Source organism: Micromonospora sp. HK10 (assembly GCF_000982955.1).
In the GTDB taxonomy this organism is placed as follows: Bacteria; Actinomycetota; Actinomycetes; order Mycobacteriales; family Micromonosporaceae; genus Micromonospora.
Window position 1 is genome coordinate 16681 of record NZ_KQ058727.1, and the last position, 18862, is coordinate 35542.

An 18862-nucleotide genomic window follows, 5' to 3' on the forward strand; every position below is an offset into this window, starting at 1 on the left:
GCTGGGAGGGAGTGCACCGTCGTGGCACTCGTGGTGCAGAAGTACGGCGGATCCTCCGTCGCCAACGCCGAGCGGATCAAGCGGGTGGCCGAGCGCATCGTGGCCGCCCGGAAGGCCGGCGACGACGTGGTCGTGGTGGTCTCCGCGATGGGCGACACCACCGACGAGCTGCTCGACCTGGCCAACCAGGTGAGCCCGCTGCCGCCCGGTCGCGAGCTGGACATGCTGCTCACCGCGGGGGAGCGGATCTCCATGGCGCTGCTCGCCATGGCCATCCACAACCTGGGGTACGAGGCCCGCTCGTTCACCGGCTCGCAGGCCGGCGTGCTCACCACCTCGGTGCACGGCCGGGCGCGGATCATCGACGTCACCCCGGGCCGCCTCAAGGGCGCGCTGGACGAGGGCGCGGTGGTCATCGTGGCCGGCTTCCAGGGCGTCTCGCAGGACACCAAGGACGTCACGACGCTGGGCCGGGGCGGGTCGGACACCACCGCCGTGGCGCTCGCGGCCGCGCTCGACGCGGACGTCTGCGAGATCTACACCGACGTGGACGGCGTCTTCTCCGCCGATCCCCGGATCGTGCCGAACGCCCGGCACATCAAGCAGATCACCTACGAGGAGATGCTGGAGTTGGCCGCCTGCGGCGCCAAGGTGCTGCACCTGCGCAGCGTCGAGTACGCCCGGCGCGCGGGCTTGCCGATCCACGTCCGTTCGTCATACTCGACCAACACCGGCACGATGGTCACCGGATCGATGGAGGACCTTCCTGTGGAACAGGCACTGATCACCGGGGTCGCCCACGACCGCAGCGAAGCGAAGATCACCATCGTCGGGGTGCCCGACGAGCCCGGCGCTGCGGCCCGGATCTTCGACACCGTCGCCGGTGCCGAGATCAACATCGACATGATCGTGCAGAACGTGTCCACCGAGGGCACCGGGCGCACCGACATCTCGTTCACGCTGCCGAAGACCGACGGCCCGACCGCCATGGCCGCGCTCAGCAAGATCCAGGAGTCGGTCAAGTTCAAGGGCCTGCTCTACGACGACCACGTCGGCAAGGTCTCGCTGATCGGCGCCGGGATGCGCTCGCACCCGGGCGTCGCGGCCGGCTTCTTCGCCGCCCTCGGCGCGGCCGGGGTGAACATCGAGATGATCTCCACCTCCGAGATCCGGGTCTCCGTGGTCTGCCGGGACACCGACCTCGACAAGGCGGTGCGAGCCATCCACGACGCCTTCGACCTGGGCGGTGACACCGAAGCCGTGGTCTACGCGGGGACCGGGCGGTAGCGGGAGATGTCGCTGCCCACCCTCGCCGTGGTCGGGGCGACCGGCGCCGTCGGCACGGTCATGTGCCAGCTGCTCTCCTCCCGCCGCAACGTCTGGGGCGAGATCCGGCTGCTCGCCTCGGCGCGCTCGGCGGGCCGCCGGGTGCAGTGCCGCGGCGAGGAGCTGATCGTCCAGGAGCTCACCGCCGAGGCCTTCGACGGCGTCGACGTGGCCATGTTCGACGTGCCGGACGAGGTCTCCCTGCGGTGGGCGCCGGAGGCGGTCGCCCGGGGCGCCGTGGTGGTCGACAACTCCGGCGCCTTCCGGATGGACCGGGACGTCCCGCTGGTCGTTCCGGAAATCAACCCCGAGCAGGTACGCAACCGGCCCAAGGGCATCATCGCCAACGCCAACTGCACCACCCTCGCGATGATCGTGGCGATCGCCCCGCTGCACCGCGAGTACGGCCTCCGCGAGCTGGTGCTCGCCTCGTACCAGGCGGCGTCCGGGGCGGGCCAGGCCGGCGCCGACGCGCTGTACGCCCAGCTCGGGAAGATCGCCGGGGACCGGGTGCTCGGCTCCCGCCCGGGTGACGTCCGGCAGGCGGTCGGCGACGAGCTGGGCCCGTTCCCGGCCCCGCTGGCACTCAACGTGGTGCCCTGGGCCGGCTCGCTCGGCGACGGCGGCTGGTCGTCCGAGGAGCTGAAGATGCGCAACGAATCGCGCAAGATCCTCGGCCTGCCCGACCTCAAGGTCTCCGCCACCTGCGTACGGGTGCCGGTGGTGACCGGCCACTCGGTCGCCGTACACGCGGTCTTCGCCACCGAGGTGGACGCCGAGGGCGCCCGCGAGGCGCTGCGTAACGCCCCCGGGGTGATCCTGGTCGACGACCCGGCGGCGGGCGAGTTCCCGATGCCGATCGACGCGGTCGGTACCGATCCCTCCTGGGTCGGCCGCATCCGCCGCGCGGTGGACGACCCCCGCGCCCTCGACCTCTTCGTCACCGGCGACAACCTCCGCAAGGGCGCCGCCCTGAACACCGCCCAGATCGCCGAACTCCTCGCCACCGACCTCGCCCACCCCTGACCGGCCCCCGCCGGCGCCCTTGATCGACGCGGGCGGGCCCGGCAGGGCGGTCACGCGGGGCGGGGCGGCCGGGGACGGATCAGGCGGCGGCGAGGTGGACGGCGTCGCGACCGTGCCGCTTGGCGGCGTAGAGGGCCTGGTCGGCGCGGTGCAGGGTGCGCTGGGGCGACTCGCCGGGGCGGGGAAGGGCCACGCCGACGCTGATGGTGCGGCCGGTGCGCCGGGCCGCCTCGGCGAGCCGCTCGGCGATCCGGACCGCCTCCTCCGGGCGGTTCACCTCGATCACCGCGACGAACTCGTCCCCGCCGGTCCGGTACAGCTCGTCGCCCTGCCGCAGTGCGCCCTCCAGCGCCCGGGCCAGCCCCACCAGCAGCCGGTCCCCGGCCTGGTGCCCGTACGTGTCGTTGACCTTCTTGAAGCCGTCCACGTCGATCGCCAGCAGGGCGGTACGCCCCGGCGTGGCCGTGGCGATCCGCTGCCCGAACGGCCCGGTGTGGCGCAGCCCGGTGAGGGGGTCGGAGCTGGCCTGTTCGCGCAGCCGGTCGAGGGTACGCAGCCGGTCGAGGCAGGTCCACGCCTGCCCGGCCAGCAGCTCCATCAGGTTGACCGTGGTCGGGTCGGGGCGCAGCAGGCGCTCATCGGCGACCAGCAGCACCCCGCCGCCGTCCGCCGGGCCGACCGGCACCGCCACCAGGGTGCGCGCGCCGGCGCGGGCCAACGGCTGGTAGTCCTCGGTCGGCGGGTGTCCCGCCTCGCCCAGCGTGTACGCCGCGCCGTGCCGGTGCGCCCGGGCGATCAGCCGGCCGAACGCGGCCGGACCGGCCTCGGCCAGCTCGGCGCGGAGCCGCGCCTCCAGCTCGCCGGGCGTGCCGGTGGGGTCGCCGAGCCGCGGCCCCCGCCGGCCGGCCAGCAGTAGCACGGCCGCGGCGAGCCCCGAGACGTCCCGGGCCGCGGTGAGCGCGGCGGCCATCAGGTCCCAGTCGGTGGGGGCGGCGGTCATCGCGGCGGCGTGCCGGAGCAACTTCTCGCTACGGCTCTCCGCCGGCGGGCCGCCGAGCGCCACGATCCGGGCGCCCAGCCCGCCGGCCAGTTGTGCCGCGGTCTCCTGCCAGCGCGCCAGCTCGACCGGCTTGCTCCACTGCAGGTCGAGCACGCCGATCGGCCGCCCCGCCGGGTCCAGCACCGGCACGCAGAGCTCGGTGGTGACGTCGGGGCGTACCGGGAGGTAGTCGGGGTCGGCGGTGACGTCGGCGACGGTGGCCGGCTCGCCGGAGGCGTAGACCCGGCCGACGATCGAGCGGCGGCGCTCGGGGTGCGCCGCGCCGGCTTCGTGGTGCGGGACCGTGGCGAAGACCTGCCAGGCGCCGGTGGCCGCGACGCAGCGGAGCCGGTCGTGCGCCGCGAGCAGCACCGAGATGGTCGCCGGGGTGTGCCGGGCGAGCTCGGTGACCGCCGTCTGGCATGCCTCGAGGGCGGTCGACGCCGTGGACAGGCGGACCGTGACGTCTCGGGCGACTCGCTCGTGATCCACGTCGTTCCTGGTGAGAGGGGTGGTTGCGCGATCAAGAGTACTCAGCGACGGGCTCGGCGACCTTCGTACACATGTGCTATCCACAGGCTGTGGACGCGGCCTGTGGGCGGGGGCGGACCGCGCGCGGGGGTGGTCGGCGATAGCGTGAGGCTCCCGGCCCGAGGAGGCGTCGATGCTCATCGCCCAGCTCAGCGACCCGCACGTGACCACCGGCCCGCTCGCCGCCGAGCAGGCCGCCGGGTTGCACCGGGCCCTGGGCCGGGTGCTGGCGCTGCGCCCCCGGCCCGACTGCGTGGTGATCACCGGTGACCTGGTGGAGCACGGCCGGCCCGACGAGTACGTGGCGCTGCGCGAGATCATCGGACGCTTCCCGCTGCCGGTGCACCTGGCGACGGGCAACCACGACGACCGGGAGTCCCTGCTGGACACGTTCGGCGGCACGCCGTACCTGGGGGGCGGTTTCTCGGCGTACTACCACCTGGACCATCCGGACGCGACGCTCCTGGTGCTGGATTCGCTGGCGCCCGGCGACGCCGCCGGGCGGCTCGGCGAGGAGCAGCTCGGCTGGCTCGACGGGGTGCTCGCCGGCCGGCCCGAGGTGCCCGCCGTCGTGTGCCTGCACCATCCGCCGGTCGCGGTGGGCATGCCGGCCATGGACCCCATCCGGCTCATCGACGCCGATGACCTCGCGGCCGTGCTCCGCCGGCACCCCCATGTGGTACGCGTGGCCGCCGGCCACCTGCACCGCCCGGTGACCAGCAACTTCGCCGGTACGGTGCTGACCACGGCGCCGAGCACCTGGATGCAGGTGAGCCTGACCGACGACCCGGAACTCGGGATGGTGGCCGAGCCGACCGCCTTCCTGCTGCACCGGGTGGCCGTGGACGGCTGCGTCACGCACACCGTCGCGGTGAGCCATGCGGCCGCCCGGACCTGCTGGTTCTGAACCCGGTTCCGGCTGATCGCGACGGCGGAGCCCGGCGCGGTGGCGGAACACCCCGGGCGCCGCGAGGGCCGGCGCGCCGGGGTCGTCGCTCCACATCGGACCAGGTGAAGGGTCAACCGGATCGGCGAGGACGATCAACTTTCGGGTGCCGCCGGCCGTCCGCACGGACGTATTTGTTGACGCCGAAGAGGTTGCCGCCGGTAGGAGTTTGCCGGTGAATGGGGGACCTGGGGTGGCGGGGGTGCGCGTACCTGGCGCTGACCCCCGCGAACCGCGACGCCGGCTCCCCGGTCCCTGGAGCCGGCGTCGCGTCGATCCGGGACGTGCTCAGCCGAGGTGCCGGGGTGACAGTGGGCGGTCGTGAAGGAATTCACCTGACCGTCATGTCGGACTCGTCCGGCAGACCGGCACAGGTCGCCCCCCGGATCCACCATTCTCGGTGGCCGCCCCGGTCGACCGGACGCCCGGTGGATGAGAAGCTTGCCCCCGGCGGGGCGGCGTTCCCCCGATTGCCGCCTTGCGCGCCGACCCCTGTCACGGCACGGATCAGGGTCACCGGGCGAACCATCGTCCGGACAACCACGCGCCGAACCTCATGAGGAGTTCCATGTCCGTCCCCGGGATGCGTCGGGCCGCCGTCGGCCTGGCCGCACTCGCCGCGACCGCGTTCACCGCGGTCGCCGTCCACCCCGACCAGGCCGAGGCCGGTCCGAAGCCGGTGGACGTCAAACTGCTCGCCATCAACGACTTCCACGGCAACCTCGAGCCGCCGAGCGGCTCGAGCGGCACCATCGACGGCAAGACCGCCGGTGGCGCGGAATATCTGGCCACCCAGCTCGACATGCTGCGCGGCACCACGAAGAAGGAGCGGGCGCACACCGTCACGGTCGCCGCCGGTGACCTGATCGGCGCCTCCCCGCTGCTCTCCGCGGCTTTCCACGACGAGCCCACCATCGAGGAGATGAACCTCGCCGGGCTCGAGTTCACCAGCGTGGGCAACCACGAGTTCGACGAGGGCGCCGCCGAGCTGCTGCGCATGCAGAACGGCGGCTGCCACCCGGTCGACGGCTGCGGCGACGGCACCCCGTTCAAGGGCGCCAACTTCCAGTACCTGTCGGCGAACGCGTTCAAGACCGCCACCGGCAAGCCGCTGCTGCCGCCGTACGGGATCAAGAAGATCGACGGCATCAAGATCGGCTTCATCGGGATGACCCTGGAGGGCACCCCGCAGATCGTCAGCCAGCAGGGCGTCGCCGGGCTGAGCTTCGCCGACGAGGCGGACACCGCCAACAAGTACGCCCGGGAGCTGCGCGCCCAGGGGGTCGAGTCGATCGTCGTGCTGCTGCACGAGGGTGGCGCCCAGAACGGCGGCGGGATCAACGACTGCACCGGGTTCAGCGGCCCGATCGTCGACATCGCCAACCGGATGGACCCGGCGATCGACGTGATCGTCAGCGGGCACACCCACCAGGCGTACAACTGCAACATCAACGGCAAGCTGGTCACCAGCGCCAGCTCCTTCGGCCGGCTGGTCACCGACATCGACCTGAAGATCGACCGGCGGACCCGGGACATCGTCAGCGCGTCGGCGAACAACGTCGTGGTCACCCGGGACGTCCCGAAGGACCCGGCCACCACCAAGCTGATCGAGCACTACAAGACCGCCCTCGGCCCGGTGGCCGACACGGTGGTCGGCGAGACCACCGGCGTGCTCACCAAGACGCAGGAGAAGCTGTTCCAGACCGGGGTCGACGACAAGGGCGAACCGGTCTACCAGACCGGTGAGTCGCCGCTGGGCAACGTGATCGCCGACGCGCAACTCGCCGCGACCGACAACGAGCAGAACGCGGTCGCCGCGTTCATGAACCCCGGCGGCGTCCGCGCCGACCTGGACGCCGGCCCGGTCACCTACGCCGAGGCGTTCACCGTCCAGCCGTTCGCCAACAACCTGGTGACCCTGGACCTGACCGGCGCGCAGCTCTACTGCCTGCTGGAGCAACAGTTCACCACCGCCAAGGTGCTGTACGCCTCCTCGACCGTGCACTACGTGGTCGACGTCAACGGCACCACCGCACCGGTCGCCACGCCGTGCAGCGGCACCCGGGTGGTCCGGGGCAGCCTCACCATCAACGGCACCCCGGTCACCGACACGGCGACCTACCGGGTCACCGTGAACAACTTCCTCTCCGGTGGGGGTGACGGCTTCAGCGTCCTCACCGGTGGCACCAACGCGGTCACCGGCATGATCGACCTGGATGCCTTCAGCGCGTACCTGACCGAGAAGTCCCCGATCTCGGCGCCGGCGCTGGACCGGATCCAGACCACCGCCGAGGTTCCCGCCGCCTGACGGCAACCGCACGAAGGACGGGCCCCGGAGCAGCCAGCTCCGGGGCCCGTTCGCGATCGGGGCGTTCCCCAGCCGCGCGCCGTCAGCCGGCGGCGGGAGCCAGCTCCGCGGTCCGGTCCGCCGCCGGGCCGGGACGGCCGTCCTGGCCCGGCGTGAGCAGCCGGCGCAGCGACAGCGCCAGCACCGAGGCGACCAGGCAACCGCCCACCACCACCGCGACCCAGAGCCGCCCGTGCGCCGCGCCGAGCAGCGGGCCGGCGGTGACCGGGCCGATCACCCCGCTGATCCCGAAGATCATCGAGCTCATCGCGTTGTACCGGCCGCGCAGCTCGTCGGTGGCGAGCGCGTTGGTCAGCGCCGGCATCACCGGCGAGAGCATCGTCTCGCCGAAGCCGAAGATCGCTGAGCAGGCCACCACGCCGAGCGCGGCCAGCAGCGCGTTGCCCGGGCCGATCAGGCCGGCCGCGCCGAGGACCAGCCAGGCGGTGGCGAAGACCGCACCCACCGCGGCGAGCGCGCCCGTCCGGCTGCGCGCCTCCAGCCGGCGGATCACCAGCAGCTGGGCGAACACGATCATCACGGTGTTGCCGGCCAGGGCCCACGCCACCACCCGCGGCGACACCTCCACCACCCGCACCGAGTACGCCGCGAAGCCGACCTCGATCTGCGCGTACCCGCAGGTGGTCAGCACCAGGCCGAAGATCACCAGGCGGCGGAACGGCCGGTCCCGCAGCACGGTGAGGTAGCCGCCGGCGGCCCGGGTGGCCGTCGTCGACCGCTCCTGGGCCAGCCGGTGCCCGACGTGCGGCAGGGTCAGCAGGATCAGGGCCGGCATCAGGTAGCTCAGCGCGTCCAGCAGGTAGATCGCCTGGAAGGTGACCGGGCGGGCGACGTCGACCACCGCACCCGAGATCAACCCGCCGACCCCGATGCCCAGGTTGAGCAGGGCGAAGTTCAACCCGAACACCCGCTGCCGCTCCCCGTCGCCGGTGAGCGAGGCCAGGATGGTGTTCTGCCCGGACCAGATCGCCGAACTGCCCACCGCGATCAGCGTCATCACGCCGAACGCCGTCGCGGTCGAGTCGACCAGCGCGAGCGAGCCGGTGCCGATCGCCTCCACCGCCAGGCAGGGCAGCACCACCCGGCGGGCGCCGAACCGGTCGATCAGCGTGCCGCCCAGCGGGGACAGCGCGAGGGTCACCGCACCGAACCAGCCGATCACCAGGCCGGCCCGGGTGTCCGTCAGGCCACGGACGTCGGTCAGGTAGATGAACAGGAACGGCAGGGTCAGGCCGCGCCCGACGGCCGACAGCAGGGTGCCGATCAGGATCCGGCGGGCTTCGGGACGGGCGGGCAGGGCGCGGCGCAGCATGGCTGGATTCTCCGGGGCGGGTACGACGGCCCGCGAACCGTTTACCCGCCGGACGCGCGTGGCGCGGCCGCCACGTGAGCAAGCACACGCCGTCTGCCATGCTGGGCCGGTGACCACGACCTGGCGACACCTGCCCGCACCCGCCCGGGAGATCGCGGCGGCGGCCACCGGGGCGGTGGCCGCCGCGCGGGACCGGGACGTCGAGGCGTACGAGTCGGCGGTGCTCCGGCTCACCGCCGCAGACCGGGCCGGCCTCGTGCTGGGCGGGGTGGTCCGGTTACTGCTGGAGGAGACCAACCCGGACGGTTTGACCGGCGACGACGTACGCCAGGTGTTGGAGCGCTGCGTGCGTGCGGCCGCGACCTGGCGGCCGGACGTCGACCCGCACGTGCTGCTGGTCCTGCTGGCCGGCGCGCTCGGCGTGTACGACCCGGGCGACGACGACGCGCCTCCCGACCCGGCCGCGATCGCCCGGCACGCGCCGTTGCTCGTCGCCGACCTGCTGGCCGCCGCCGGCCGGCCCCTGGCCGGCTACCTGGAGGCCGCCTTCGCCGAGGTGGCCCGGACCGAGCTGCACGACTGAGCCGGTGCCCGGAACCGCTCGGGGGTACGGTTCGCCGCTCGCCGGGCAGTCAGGACCCGGTCGCCTGGTAGCGGCGGAGCGCCGCCTCGGCGAACGGGGCGAGGTGCCGGTGGCCGCCGGGCGCGTTGCCCTGCTCCAGGATGACCAGCAGGGTGGTGCCGACCCGGACCAGCACGCTGTCGCATTCGAGCTCGCCGCTGGCGCAGCTGAGGTGGATGCTCTCCGCGCCCAGCCGGGGCCCGGGCGCCACCGCGAAGCGGTACCGGTCGCCGGACGACGCCACGACGCTGCGGCAGCGGGCGACGAGGGCCCGCAGGTCGGCCAGCGCGCGTACGGCGCCGTCGTCGGCGTAGGTCCGGAGGATCTCGGTTCCCACCCAGAGGTCGTCGGGCCCGACCTCGAAGGCGAGGGTCGCCGCAGCCATCGCCGTCGGGGTTCCGGTCAGCCGGGACGCCGACAGCAGCGGGATCAGGTCCGCACAGGGCGCGTCGGCGGCTGGCCGCCGCTCGCCCGCATCCGCCGCCATGACCGTCGCGATCTGCACGCTGGCTCCGGGCGGCAGCGCTTCCGCCGTCACCAACCGGGCGGACAGCGCCGCGGAGTAGCCTGCTCCGCCGCTCGCCGGGACCGCCGGCTTCGTCGGGGCGACCGAGCCGGTCACCGGCGCCGGCTCGGTCACCGGCGCCGGCTCGGTCGCCGGCCGGGCGGTCGGTGGGCCGCACGCGCTCGTCAGGCAGACCGCCAGCACCGCAACCGACCTGCCCAGCACCATCCGGAGCACCGGCCCGACCACCTCTCGCGTGAGACGCGCCACGCTACCAGTGCGTGCTGTCGCCGGCCGGAGCGCATCGAGGCCCCGCTGGTGCTGGCGTCGTGCCGGGGGTCAGGCTGGCGTCAGAGCTGTGTGCCAAGCTCGCCCGATGCAGAAGATCCCCGGCTATGAGGACGACCCCCTGGTCGATGGGGCGTACCTGGTAGCCGAGCCACTGTTCTGGGCGACCCACCTGTTGCAATGCACCAACGGCGTCGAAGAGCCCCTGTGCGCGGGATTCGGGGTCAGCGCGGCCGACCTGTTGCGGTTCTTCGAACGGGTCAGCGACGAGCGCCGGTGGCCGGTGCTGTCAGTCCCGCTCTCGGCAGGCCACCTGCTCCATGTCGTCTACCGCAACCTTCCCGGCGAACACGGGTACGACTACCTGCTGCACCATCCCGCATGGACGGCGACGGTTCCCCTGGCAACTGTCGAAGGTTGCTTCAGGGGGCCAGGGTTGTGCTGGCCGGAGTTGCTCGCCGTCGCGCAGACGGCGGCCGCGGCCGGATCGAGCTTACGGCTTGACCCCCACACCGTTCTGCTGCTGTTGCCGATCATGAGCGACGCGGACCTTCCGCCGGACGCGGAGGGCGTCCTCGCTGCGATGTTGACCGCCTGCGGGGCCACTGGGGAGACCGGGATGCTGGCCCGCGTACTTCTTGGGAAGCAGGGCTGCTGGGGCCCGCAGCGCTGGACCCGGACCCCGGGTGGGCGGATCAGCGAGACCAGGTATGCGTTCCGCAAACCCGGGGCCATGTCGCAGGACATGTTGGCTCAGGTCAGCTCACTGCTCGGAGCCGGTGGCGACGCTTGACGACCGCGCTGGCGCGGCGGAACTCAGCCCCGGACCGCAGACCGGAGAGGCAAGGGTGTTCTAGAGAAAGCCGAGTTGACGCGCTGCTCCAGCGCGTTGATCGCATCTTCGCGCCGGCTGCTGAGGCACGGTCACTCTGTTGGTCACCCAGGATGCACTAGAGGGCACATCCATCGATCGGATGTGCCCTCTTACCTCTGGTCGGGGTGGCCGGATTCGAACCGACGACCTCTTCGTCCCGAACGAAGCGCGCTACCAAGCTGCGCCACACCCCGAGGCGTGCCGACAAATAGTAGCCCACCCGCTCCGGTGGTCAAACTCGGTACCCCCCGCCCCGCCGGGCGGCCGGTCAGCGTGGGATCAGGGTGAGCACGCTCGCCTCCGGCGGGCAGGCGAAGCGCACCGGGGCCGTGGGATGGGTGCCCAGGCCGGCGGAGACGTGCAGCCAGGCGTCCGACCCGGGCCAGCGGTGCAGCCCGCGGGCCATCGAGCGGGGCAGCCCGCAGTTGGTGACCAGGGCGCCGTAGCCGGGCACGCAGACCTGACCGCCGTGGGTGTGGCCGGCGAGCAGCAGCCCGAAGCCGTCCGCGGCCATCCGGTCCAGCACGGCGGGCTCCGGCGAGTGGGCCAGGCCGACCGCGAGCGCCGGGCCGGAGCTGACCGGGCCGGCCACCGCGTCGTAGTCGTCCCGCTCGACGTGCGGGTCGTCCACGCCGACCAGCTCGATCTCCCGGCCGCCCGCCTTGACGGTGGTACGGGCGTTGTTCAGGTCGACCCAACCCGCGCCGACGAAGACGTCGCGCAGTTCCTCGTACGGTAGTGGGGTGCCCTCGGCGTACTCCCGGTCCGGCAGGAAGTAGGTGAACGGGTTCTTCCAGACCGGGCCGGTGTAGTCGTTGGAGCCGAAGACGAACGCCCCGGGCAGGTCGAGCAGGGGTTGCAGGGCCCGCAGCACGCCGGGCACGGCGTCCGGGTGGGCCATGTTGTCCCCGGTGACCACGACCAGGTCCGGGTCGAGCGCCGCCAGCGAGGCAACCCAGTCCTGCTTGCGCCGCTGGTCGGGCATCATGTGCAGGTCCGACAGGTGCAGCACGCGCAGCGGCTCGGCGTCGGTGGGGAGCACCGGTACGTCGTACCGGCGCAGGGTGAACATGTTGCGCTCGATGAGCGACGCGTACGCCAGGGTGGCCGCTCCGGCGGCGACGGTTCCGGCGGCGAGCCGGAATAGTGTGCGCTTTCGCATGGCGTTCAGGGTAGTTTGACCGTCCATGAGCACGCTGAAGGACCGTCTCACCACCGACATGCGCGCCGCGCTGAAGGCGCGCGACGAGCTGACCACGTCCACGCTGCGGATGGCCCTCGCGGCCGTCGGCAACGCCGAGGTGGCCGGCAAGGAAAAGCGCGAGCTCAGCGATGACGAGGTGCTCGCGGTGCTGACCAAGGAGGCGAAGAAGCGGCGTGAGGCGGCGGCCGCCTTCGCCGACGCGGGTCGCCGCGAGCAGGCCGGCAAGGAGACCGCCGAGGGCGAGGTGCTGGAGCGTTACCTGCCGAAGCAGCTCTCCGAGGCGGAGCTGACCGAGCTGGTCGCCGGGGCGCTCGCCGCGGGCGGTTTCACCGGCAAGGCGCAGCTGGGCCCGGCCATGAAGGCGGCCCAGGCCGCGGTGGCCGGCCGGGCGGAGGGCGGCCGGGTCGCCGCCGAGGTACGCCGGCAGCTCGACCTCTGACCGGGCCGGAACGACGAAGCGGGCGGGCACCCGGATCGGGTGCCCGCCCGCTTCACGTTCTCGGTCAGCGGCGCGGCGGTCGGCCGGGGCCGTTGGGTGGCGGTGGCGCTCCCGGTCCGGTCGTGTTGCCACCGTCGGGCTTGCCACCGCCGCCGGCGCTGACCTCGATGGTCACCACGCCGCCCTTGATGGTGCGCCCGTCCGGGCTGGTGCCGGCCGCGGTGCCCGCCGGGCACTCGGACGGCGTCTTGCTGTTGGAGACCACCGGCTCGAAGCCGGCGCCGCGCAGCCGGGACTTGGCGGTCTCGATCGACTCGCACTTCACCCCGGGGATCGAACGTTGGTCACCCTGAATGATCTTGCCGCTGGGCGGGGTGAACTGGATCCGCTCCTTGCCCTTCATGGCGTCGCGGAGCGTCTCGTACACCGCCGGGTTGATGCCCCAGGGCACCTCGTTGTGCTTCATCCGCTGGTTGGTCTGCGGCCAGTCCGGGTCGGCCTCGATGCCGGCCACCGCGTACTGCTTGGTCATGGCGACCAGCGCCGAGGTCTTGTCCCCGTCGGTGGTGCCGGACTTGCCGGCCACCGGCGCGTCGACGATCCCGCGCACGTTGCCCGCCGTGCGGGACTTGCACTTGCTGGTCGAGGAGTTGTCACCCACCGGGCAGCGGGCCGCGTCCACGGCCGCCCGGGCCACCTCGGTGCTGATCCGCTTCTCGCAGTGCGGGTTGGCGATGTCCAGCTTCTCGCCGTCCGGCCCGCGGATCTCCTGGACCGGGATGGGCTCGCAGTACGTGCCGTCCGCCGCCAGCGTGGCGTACGCGTTGGCGAGTTCCAGCGGGGTGGTCTGCGAGACGCCGAGGGTGAACGCGCCCCACTGGTGCGCGGCGTCCTTGTTCGCGGCGAACTTGGCGTCGTTGGGCGCCCGGAAGGTGATGCCCAGCTTCTGGGCCGCCTTCACCACGTTCTCGGCGCCCACCCGCTGCTGGAGGGCCACGAAGTAGGTGTTGACCGAGAAGCCGAACGCGCTCCACATGTTGTGCACGCCGGCCATCGCCGGGTTGGCGTTCTCCGGGCAGTAGAAGTGCGTCCCCTTGCAGGCGGCCGGGTTCCCGGAGTCGATGATGTACTCGGACTTGAACTGCGGCTGCGCGTTGATGGTGTAGCTGAGCGGGTAGCCCTTCTCCAGCGCCGCCACCAGCGTGAAGATCTTGAAGGTCGAGCCGGCCTGGTAGCCGGTGATGCCACCGCCGCCGGAGATCAGCGGGTTCACCGTGTTGGGCCGGCTGCCGCGGATGCCCTTCTTGGCCTTCTTCGGATCGCTGGAGAGCTTGTTCTGCGGGTTGTCCGGGTTGTCGAGCTTGAAGTTGCGGTTCACCGCCAGGGCCCGGACCCGGCCGCTGCCCGGCTCGACCACCGCGACCATCCGGGCCGCGGTGGCGTTGACGCTCAGGTGGTCGCGGACGGCCCGGTCGGCGGCCCGCTGCGCCTGGACGTCCAGGGTGGTGGTGATGGTGTAGCCGCCGCTCTTGAGCCGCCGCTCGCGGTCGTACGAGGTCGAGCCGAACGTCTCCTGCTGCTTCCACCAGCGGTAGAAGTAGTCGCAGAAGAAGCCCCAGCTCTGCGTGTTGGTGGCGACGCAGCCGTTCGGGGTGCGCTTCTTGGCGACCTTCAGCTTGATCTGCTTGGCCTGGTCGGCCTGTTCCTGGGTGATCGCGCCGATCTGCACCATGTTCTGGATGACGTAGTCGCGTCGGCCCACCGCGTCCGGGTAACCGGCCGGGGTGGTGGGGTCGAACGAGGTGGGTGCCTTCACCAGGCCGGCGAGCATCGCCGACTCCTGGATGTCGAGCTTGCTCGGCGGCTTGTTGAAGTAGACCTGGCTGGCGGCGTAGATGCCGTACGCGCCGTTGCCGAAGGCGGCGATGTTCAGGTAGCGCTCCAGGATCTCGTCCTTGGAGAGCTCCTTGTCGATCTGGAGCGCGTAGCGCATCTCGCGCAGCTTGCGGGCGCTGGTGTCCTCGGTCGCGGCCACCACGTCGGCCGGGTGGGTGGCCGAGTAGGAGATGGCGAGCCGGACGTACTGCATGGTGAGCGTCGAGGCGCCCTGCCGCGAGTTGGTCCCGGACTGGTTGTTGACGAACGCCCGGGCGACGCCGTTGAGGTCCACGCCGTTGTGCTTGTAGAAGTCGTGGTCCTCGGCCGCGATGATGGCCTTCTGCATGATCGGCGCGATGTCCTTGAGCTTCACGTCGCGCCGGTTCTCGTCGTACATGGTGGCGAGCGGGGTCTTGCGGTCGGCGGCCAGCAGGTAGCTGATCTGCGGGGCGCGGGCCACCGTCAGCTCCTTGGGTAGCGCGCCGAAGGTCTCCGCGCCGGCCTTGGCGGCCAGTCCGGACATCGCCACCGCGGGGAAGGCCGCCGCCGCGACCACCACGCCGGCCAACAGGCCACAGATGAGTAGCGATGCGGCGTTGGTCAGTACGTTGTGGTCACGTTTCCGCATCCAGGTCACCTCGACAGGGTACGCGAGCAGGGAACGAGGGGCGCGGGGGGAACTTTCCCCATTTCCTGCGTGCGCCGGCCTCGTTGTGCTAAACGCACGAACCCTGGTGCGAGGTTGCGTGAACCCGCGAGAAGTCTCCTCCGAACGGAGGAGCAGCGCAGCGTTTTCACGAACACGAGCCGGGTAGACGGCGGGCGAAAGCCCGGGAAGCCGGGAGTGTCCGTAATGATGGATTTCGCCGACAACGTTGCGTAATCGGGCGACTACACAGCATGATGGTGGCGGCGACGGAGCCACATGTCGTCCGTGCCGTCCTGGGGAGGTCGGCCGGACGACCGGGGGGTTGATTCGACGGCTGGTCGCGCGGAGTCGGTAGGTAATGCAAGGGGGGACGTGTACAGATGGGCATGATCACTGACTGGCCGTCACTGGCGGCATGTCAGAACGGGGACCCGGACGCGTTGTTCGTACAGGGTGCCGAACAGAACGTGGCGAAGCGGATCTGCCGAAGCTGCCCAGTTCGATACGAGTGCCTGGCCGACGCGCTCGACAACCGGATCGAGTTCGGTGTGTGGGGTGGCATGACCGAACGCGAGCGCCGGGCGTTGCTGCGCCGGCACCCACAGGTGACCAGCTGGCGGAAGATGTTCGAGGCCGCCATGAAGAAGAACGCCAAGGAGAAGGCCGGCAAGGACAAGGTCCTGGTGACCACCGCCAACTGACCGACGCCCCGGTCGGCGCGCGTCAGCGCCCGCCGATCGCCGCGCCGATCGTCCGCAGCCCGTCGACGTCGTGCACGTCGGCGGGCTGCGCCGTCACCGACACCGCCGGCACCGTCGGGAACGCCTCGGTGAACCGGGCCGCGACCCCCTGCTCGCGTACCGCCTGCTGGGCCAGCGCCGCGTGCGCGCGCAACACCTCGACGGTGCCCTCGTGCCCACCCACCTGGGCCAGCCGCTCGGCGGCGGCCAGGCTGTCGGCGCCGCTCAGCCCCGGCACCGCCGGCCGGTGCACCCGGTTGAGCACCAGGCCGGCCAGCGGCATCCGCTCCTCGCGCAGCCGCCCGGCGAAGTACGCGGCCTCCCGGACCGCGTCCGGCTCCGGCGCCGCGACCAGCAGGAACGCCGTCTCCCGGGCCTGCAGGATCCGGTACGTCTGCTCGGCCCGCTGTCGGAAGCCGCCGAACATCGAGTCCAGCGCGGCGACGAAGCCGGACAGGTCGGTGAGCAGCTGCGCGCCGATCACCTTCTGCACGACCTTGGAGAACATCCCGAAACCGGCGGTCACGAAGCTGAACATGCTCCGCCCGCCGGTGCGGGCCGGGGCGAGCAGCAGGCGCAGCATCCGGCCGTCGAGGAAGCGGGAGAGCCGGGCCGGCGCGTCGAGGAAGTCCAGCGCGGAACGGGACGGCGGGGTGTCCACCACGATCAGGTCCCACTCGCCGCGGGCGTGCAGCTGGCCCAGCTTCTCCATCGCCATGTACTCCTGGGTGCCGGCGAAGGTCGAGCTCATGGCCTGGTAGAAGGGGTTGGCGAAGATCTCCGCCGCCTTCGCCGGGTCGGTGTGCTGCAGCACCACGTCGTCGAAGGTGCGCTTCATGTCGAGCATCATGGCGTGCAACTCGCCGCCGCTGGCCTCCACGTCGATGCCCTTGACCTGACGGGGCGTGTTGTCCAGCTCGGTCAGGCCCAGCGACTGCGCCAGCCGGCGGGCCGGGTCGATGGTGAGCACCACGGTGCGCCGGCCGTGCCGTTCGGCCGCCCGGAGCGCCAGCGCGGCCGCCGTGGTCGTCTTGCCCACACCGCCGGCTCCGCAGCAGACCACGATCCGCACGCCGGGGTCGGCGAGGATCTGGTCGACGTCCAGCGTTGGCGCCGCGTCTTCGGAAGGCACCAATCGAGCGTATCGGTCCTGAGGGGGTCTCTGCGCCGTGCCGGCCGCAGGTGTGAGTCAATCCGCCCGGACGAGCGCCGCGGCCAGCGTCTCCAGCCCGGCCCGGTCCACCCCGCCGGGCAGCAGCGGCAGCTCGACGAGGGGCCGCCCCAGCTCCGCCAGCTCGGCCCGGAGCGAGTCCTCCAGCTCCCGACGAACCTGCTGGTCACGGGCCTCCCGGGTGAGGCCGGTGACGGTCCGGCCGTCGGTCGGCAGCCCGGCCGCGGCCAGCCCCCGCTTCAGCTCCGCGGCGGTCACCTCGCGGCCCGCCGGCACCGGCGGGCGGGCCCCGTTGACGATCACCCGGCCGACCGGGAAACCCAACTGGGTCAGCTCCGCGATCGCGTCGACGGTCTCCTGGACCGGCATCTCCTCCAGCAGCGTCACCACGTGCACCGCGGTCATCGGCGAGCGGAGCAGCGCGGAGACGCCCTCGCTCTGGTTCTTGATCGGGCCCACCTTGGCCAGCCGGGCGGTCTCGGCGGTGACGTTGAGGAAGCGGCCGATCCGCCCGGTCGGCGGAGCGTCGAGCACCACCGCGTCGTACGTCCGGCGCTGGCCGTTGCTGCGGGTGGTGGCCTCCTTGACCTTGCCGGTGAGCAGCACGTCCCGCAGCCCGGGGGCGATCGTGGTGGCGAAGTCGATGGCGCCGAACTTGCGCAGCGCCCGGCCGGCCGCGCCGAGCTTGTAGAACATGTCCAGGTATTCGAGCAGCGCCTCCTCGGCGTCCACCGCGAGCGCCCGCACCTCGCCGCCCCCCGGGGCGGCGGTGAGGTGCCGTTCCTCGTACGGCAGCGGGTCGGTGCCGAAGAGCTGGGCGATGCCCTGCCGCCCCTCCACCTCGACCAGCAGGGTGCGCCGGCCGCCGGCGGCCAGCCCGAGGGCCAGTGCCGCGGCCACGCTGGTCTTGCCCGTGCCGCCCTTGCCCGTCACCACGTGCAGGCGGGCCGGCCAGGTGCCGGCCGGTTCGGCCGGCTGCTCAGTCGCTGCCACCCGTCGAGCCTATCCAGCCGCCGGGCTCAGGCGACCTCGCAGACCCACCAACCCGTCTTCCGCACCACCGTGAAGCGCAGGTCCTGGTTGGCGACCTTCTCGTCGGCGGTCGACATGGTGACCTTGGTGGTCACCGTCGCCCGGTCGCCGGTCTGGTTGTCCACCTTCGGGGTGGTCCAGCGGAACCGCGGGTTCTTGTACTCCTTGGCGTACGTGCGCACCTCGGCGACCTTGGCGGCGATCTTGTCGTCGTCCCGGGCGGCGGAGCAGACGAAGCTGGCCGCCTTGCGGGCGTCGCGCTCCTTGTAGACCGCGGTGAGGAAGTTGTCCACGGCGACCGTCGGCTCCTTGGCGCCCTGGCCGTCCTCGGCGTTGCGCAGGGTGAGGAACGCGGCCGTGCCACCACCGCCGCAGAGCAGCACCGCCGCGGCCAGCACGAGCGACACGATCAGCAACCCGCGCCGCTTCTTCGGGGCCGCCGCGCCGGGGTACGGCGGCTGACCGGGCCCGGGCGGGTAGGCGTCGGGGTTCGCCGGCTGCACCGCCGCGCCGGGGTACGGCGGCTGGCCGGGCCCGGGCGGGAACGGGGCCGGGCTCGACGGCTGCGGCGTGGCGCCGGGTCCCGGAGGCGGCGGAAAGCTGCCCGGCTGCGGCGCCGGGAAGGCGCCCGGGGCCGGCGGCGGGAAGGCGCCGGCGGCCGGCTGCGCGAACGGGTCCTGGGCCGGCGGCGGGAAGGCGGCGGCGGGCTGCGCGAACGGGTCCTGGGCCGGCGGGAAGGCGCCCGGGGCCGGCGGGGGCGGCACGGAACCGGCGGGCGGCTGCTCGTGCGGCGAGCCGGCGGTGCCGCCGACGGGCGGTTGGGTCATGTCGTCCCCCGGGGTGCGGCGCCGTCGCCGCCCCGGGCGACCGACGCGTGATTCGAGCGTGGCGCACGGGCGTGGGTCGCCCGTC

At 72.5% G+C, this 18862-nt stretch carries 15 protein-coding genes, 1 tRNA gene and 1 pseudogene; 8 read left to right on the forward strand and 9 right to left on the reverse strand.

Annotated elements, in window-relative coordinates; translation table 11 throughout:
* Nucleotides 1–21: 21 nt before the first annotated feature.
* Both LQ51_RS07690 and LQ51_RS07695 read left to right on the forward strand, forming a co-directional pair.
* Nucleotides 22–1287 (forward strand): aspartate kinase, encoded by a 1266-nt coding sequence (locus LQ51_RS07690; RefSeq protein ID WP_046563993.1) that lies wholly within the window; start codon nucleotides 22–24, stop codon nucleotides 1285–1287.
* Nucleotides 1288–1293: 6 nt separating this feature from the next.
* Entirely contained in the window at nucleotides 1294–2352 is a 1059-nt protein-coding gene (locus tag LQ51_RS07695) for an aspartate-semialdehyde dehydrogenase (RefSeq protein WP_046563994.1), read from the forward strand.
* 79 nt (nucleotides 2353–2431) lie between these two features.
* Here LQ51_RS07695 and LQ51_RS07700 read toward each other — a convergent pair whose 3' ends face one another.
* The gene (locus LQ51_RS07700) at nucleotides 2432–3883 is read right to left on the reverse strand and encodes a sensor domain-containing diguanylate cyclase (protein WP_046563995.1); all 1452 of its coding nucleotides are present in this window, start codon (nucleotides 3881–3883) and stop codon (nucleotides 2432–2434) included.
* Nucleotides 3884–4055: 172 nt separating this feature from the next.
* Between LQ51_RS07700 and LQ51_RS07705 the strand changes: the two genes are divergently transcribed.
* The gene (locus tag LQ51_RS07705; RefSeq protein ID WP_046563996.1) at nucleotides 4056–4829 is read left to right on the forward strand and encodes a phosphodiesterase; all 774 of its coding nucleotides are present in this window, start codon (nucleotides 4056–4058) and stop codon (nucleotides 4827–4829) included.
* A 607-nt stretch (nucleotides 4830–5436) separates the two neighbouring features.
* Entirely contained in the window at nucleotides 5437–7176 is a 1740-nt protein-coding gene (locus LQ51_RS07710) for a bifunctional metallophosphatase/5'-nucleotidase (protein ID WP_046563997.1), read from the forward strand.
* 82 nt (nucleotides 7177–7258) lie between these two features.
* Here the strand turns inward: LQ51_RS07710 and LQ51_RS07715 are convergent, their stop codons facing one another.
* Nucleotides 7259–8548, reverse strand: coding sequence for an MFS transporter (locus LQ51_RS07715; RefSeq protein ID WP_046563998.1), 1290 nt, complete (start codon nucleotides 8546–8548; stop codon nucleotides 7259–7261).
* A gap of 109 nt (nucleotides 8549–8657) precedes the next feature.
* On the opposite strand from LQ51_RS07715, the gene LQ51_RS07720 reads away from it, so the two are divergent.
* Nucleotides 8658–9131: a hypothetical protein gene (locus LQ51_RS07720; RefSeq protein ID WP_046563999.1), complete on the forward strand. Its 474-nt coding sequence runs from the start codon at nucleotides 8658–8660 to the stop codon at nucleotides 9129–9131.
* Nucleotides 9132–9180: 49 nt separating this feature from the next.
* Here LQ51_RS07720 and LQ51_RS07725 read toward each other — a convergent pair whose 3' ends face one another.
* Nucleotides 9181–9945 (reverse strand): hypothetical protein, encoded by a 765-nt coding sequence (locus LQ51_RS07725; RefSeq protein WP_156313001.1) that lies wholly within the window; start codon nucleotides 9943–9945, stop codon nucleotides 9181–9183.
* A gap of 106 nt (nucleotides 9946–10051) precedes the next feature.
* Between LQ51_RS07725 and LQ51_RS07730 the strand changes: the two genes are divergently transcribed.
* Nucleotides 10052–10756, forward strand: a complete 705-nt coding sequence (locus LQ51_RS07730) for a hypothetical protein (protein ID WP_046564001.1) — start codon at nucleotides 10052–10054, stop codon at nucleotides 10754–10756.
* A 198-nt stretch (nucleotides 10757–10954) separates the two neighbouring features.
* Here LQ51_RS07730 and LQ51_RS07735 read toward each other — a convergent pair.
* A tRNA-Pro gene (locus LQ51_RS07735) sits at nucleotides 10955–11031 on the reverse strand.
* 74 nt (nucleotides 11032–11105) lie between these two features.
* Nucleotides 11106–11999 carry a metallophosphoesterase gene (locus LQ51_RS07740; RefSeq protein ID WP_046564002.1) on the reverse strand — a complete coding sequence of 298 codons (894 nt, stop codon included), beginning with the start codon at nucleotides 11997–11999 and terminating at the stop codon, nucleotides 11106–11108.
* 25 nt (nucleotides 12000–12024) lie between these two features.
* Between LQ51_RS07740 and LQ51_RS07745 the strand changes: the two genes are divergently transcribed.
* Nucleotides 12025–12480, forward strand: a complete 456-nt coding sequence (locus tag LQ51_RS07745; RefSeq protein ID WP_046564003.1) for a GatB/YqeY domain-containing protein — start codon at nucleotides 12025–12027, stop codon at nucleotides 12478–12480.
* A 64-nt stretch (nucleotides 12481–12544) separates the two neighbouring features.
* Here LQ51_RS07745 and LQ51_RS07750 read toward each other — a convergent pair whose 3' ends face one another.
* A complete protein-coding gene (locus LQ51_RS07750) occupies nucleotides 12545–14986 on the reverse strand; it encodes a penicillin-binding protein (protein WP_046564040.1) in 2442 nt (813 codons plus the stop codon).
* 401 nt (nucleotides 14987–15387) lie between these two features.
* On the opposite strand from LQ51_RS07750, the gene LQ51_RS07755 reads away from it, so the two are divergent.
* Complete coding sequence (locus LQ51_RS07755) at nucleotides 15388–15708, forward strand: WhiB family transcriptional regulator (RefSeq protein ID WP_046564004.1); 321 nt, start codon at nucleotides 15388–15390, stop codon at nucleotides 15706–15708.
* 22 nt (nucleotides 15709–15730) lie between these two features.
* On the opposite strand, the gene LQ51_RS07760 is transcribed toward LQ51_RS07755, so the two are convergent.
* From LQ51_RS07760 to LQ51_RS07770, 3 genes and pseudogenes are all read right to left on the reverse strand, one after another.
* On the reverse strand, nucleotides 15731–16882 hold the full coding sequence (locus LQ51_RS07760) for an ArsA family ATPase (protein WP_197087560.1): 1152 nt from the start codon (nucleotides 16880–16882) through the stop codon (nucleotides 15731–15733).
* A 54-nt stretch (nucleotides 16883–16936) separates the two neighbouring features.
* Entirely contained in the window at nucleotides 16937–17911 is a 975-nt protein-coding gene (locus LQ51_RS07765) for an ArsA family ATPase (protein WP_046564006.1), read from the reverse strand.
* A gap of 26 nt (nucleotides 17912–17937) precedes the next feature.
* Nucleotides 17938–18516: pseudogene (locus LQ51_RS07770) on the reverse strand (hypothetical protein); the annotation flags it as partial.
* Nucleotides 18517–18862: the final 346 nt, after the last annotated feature.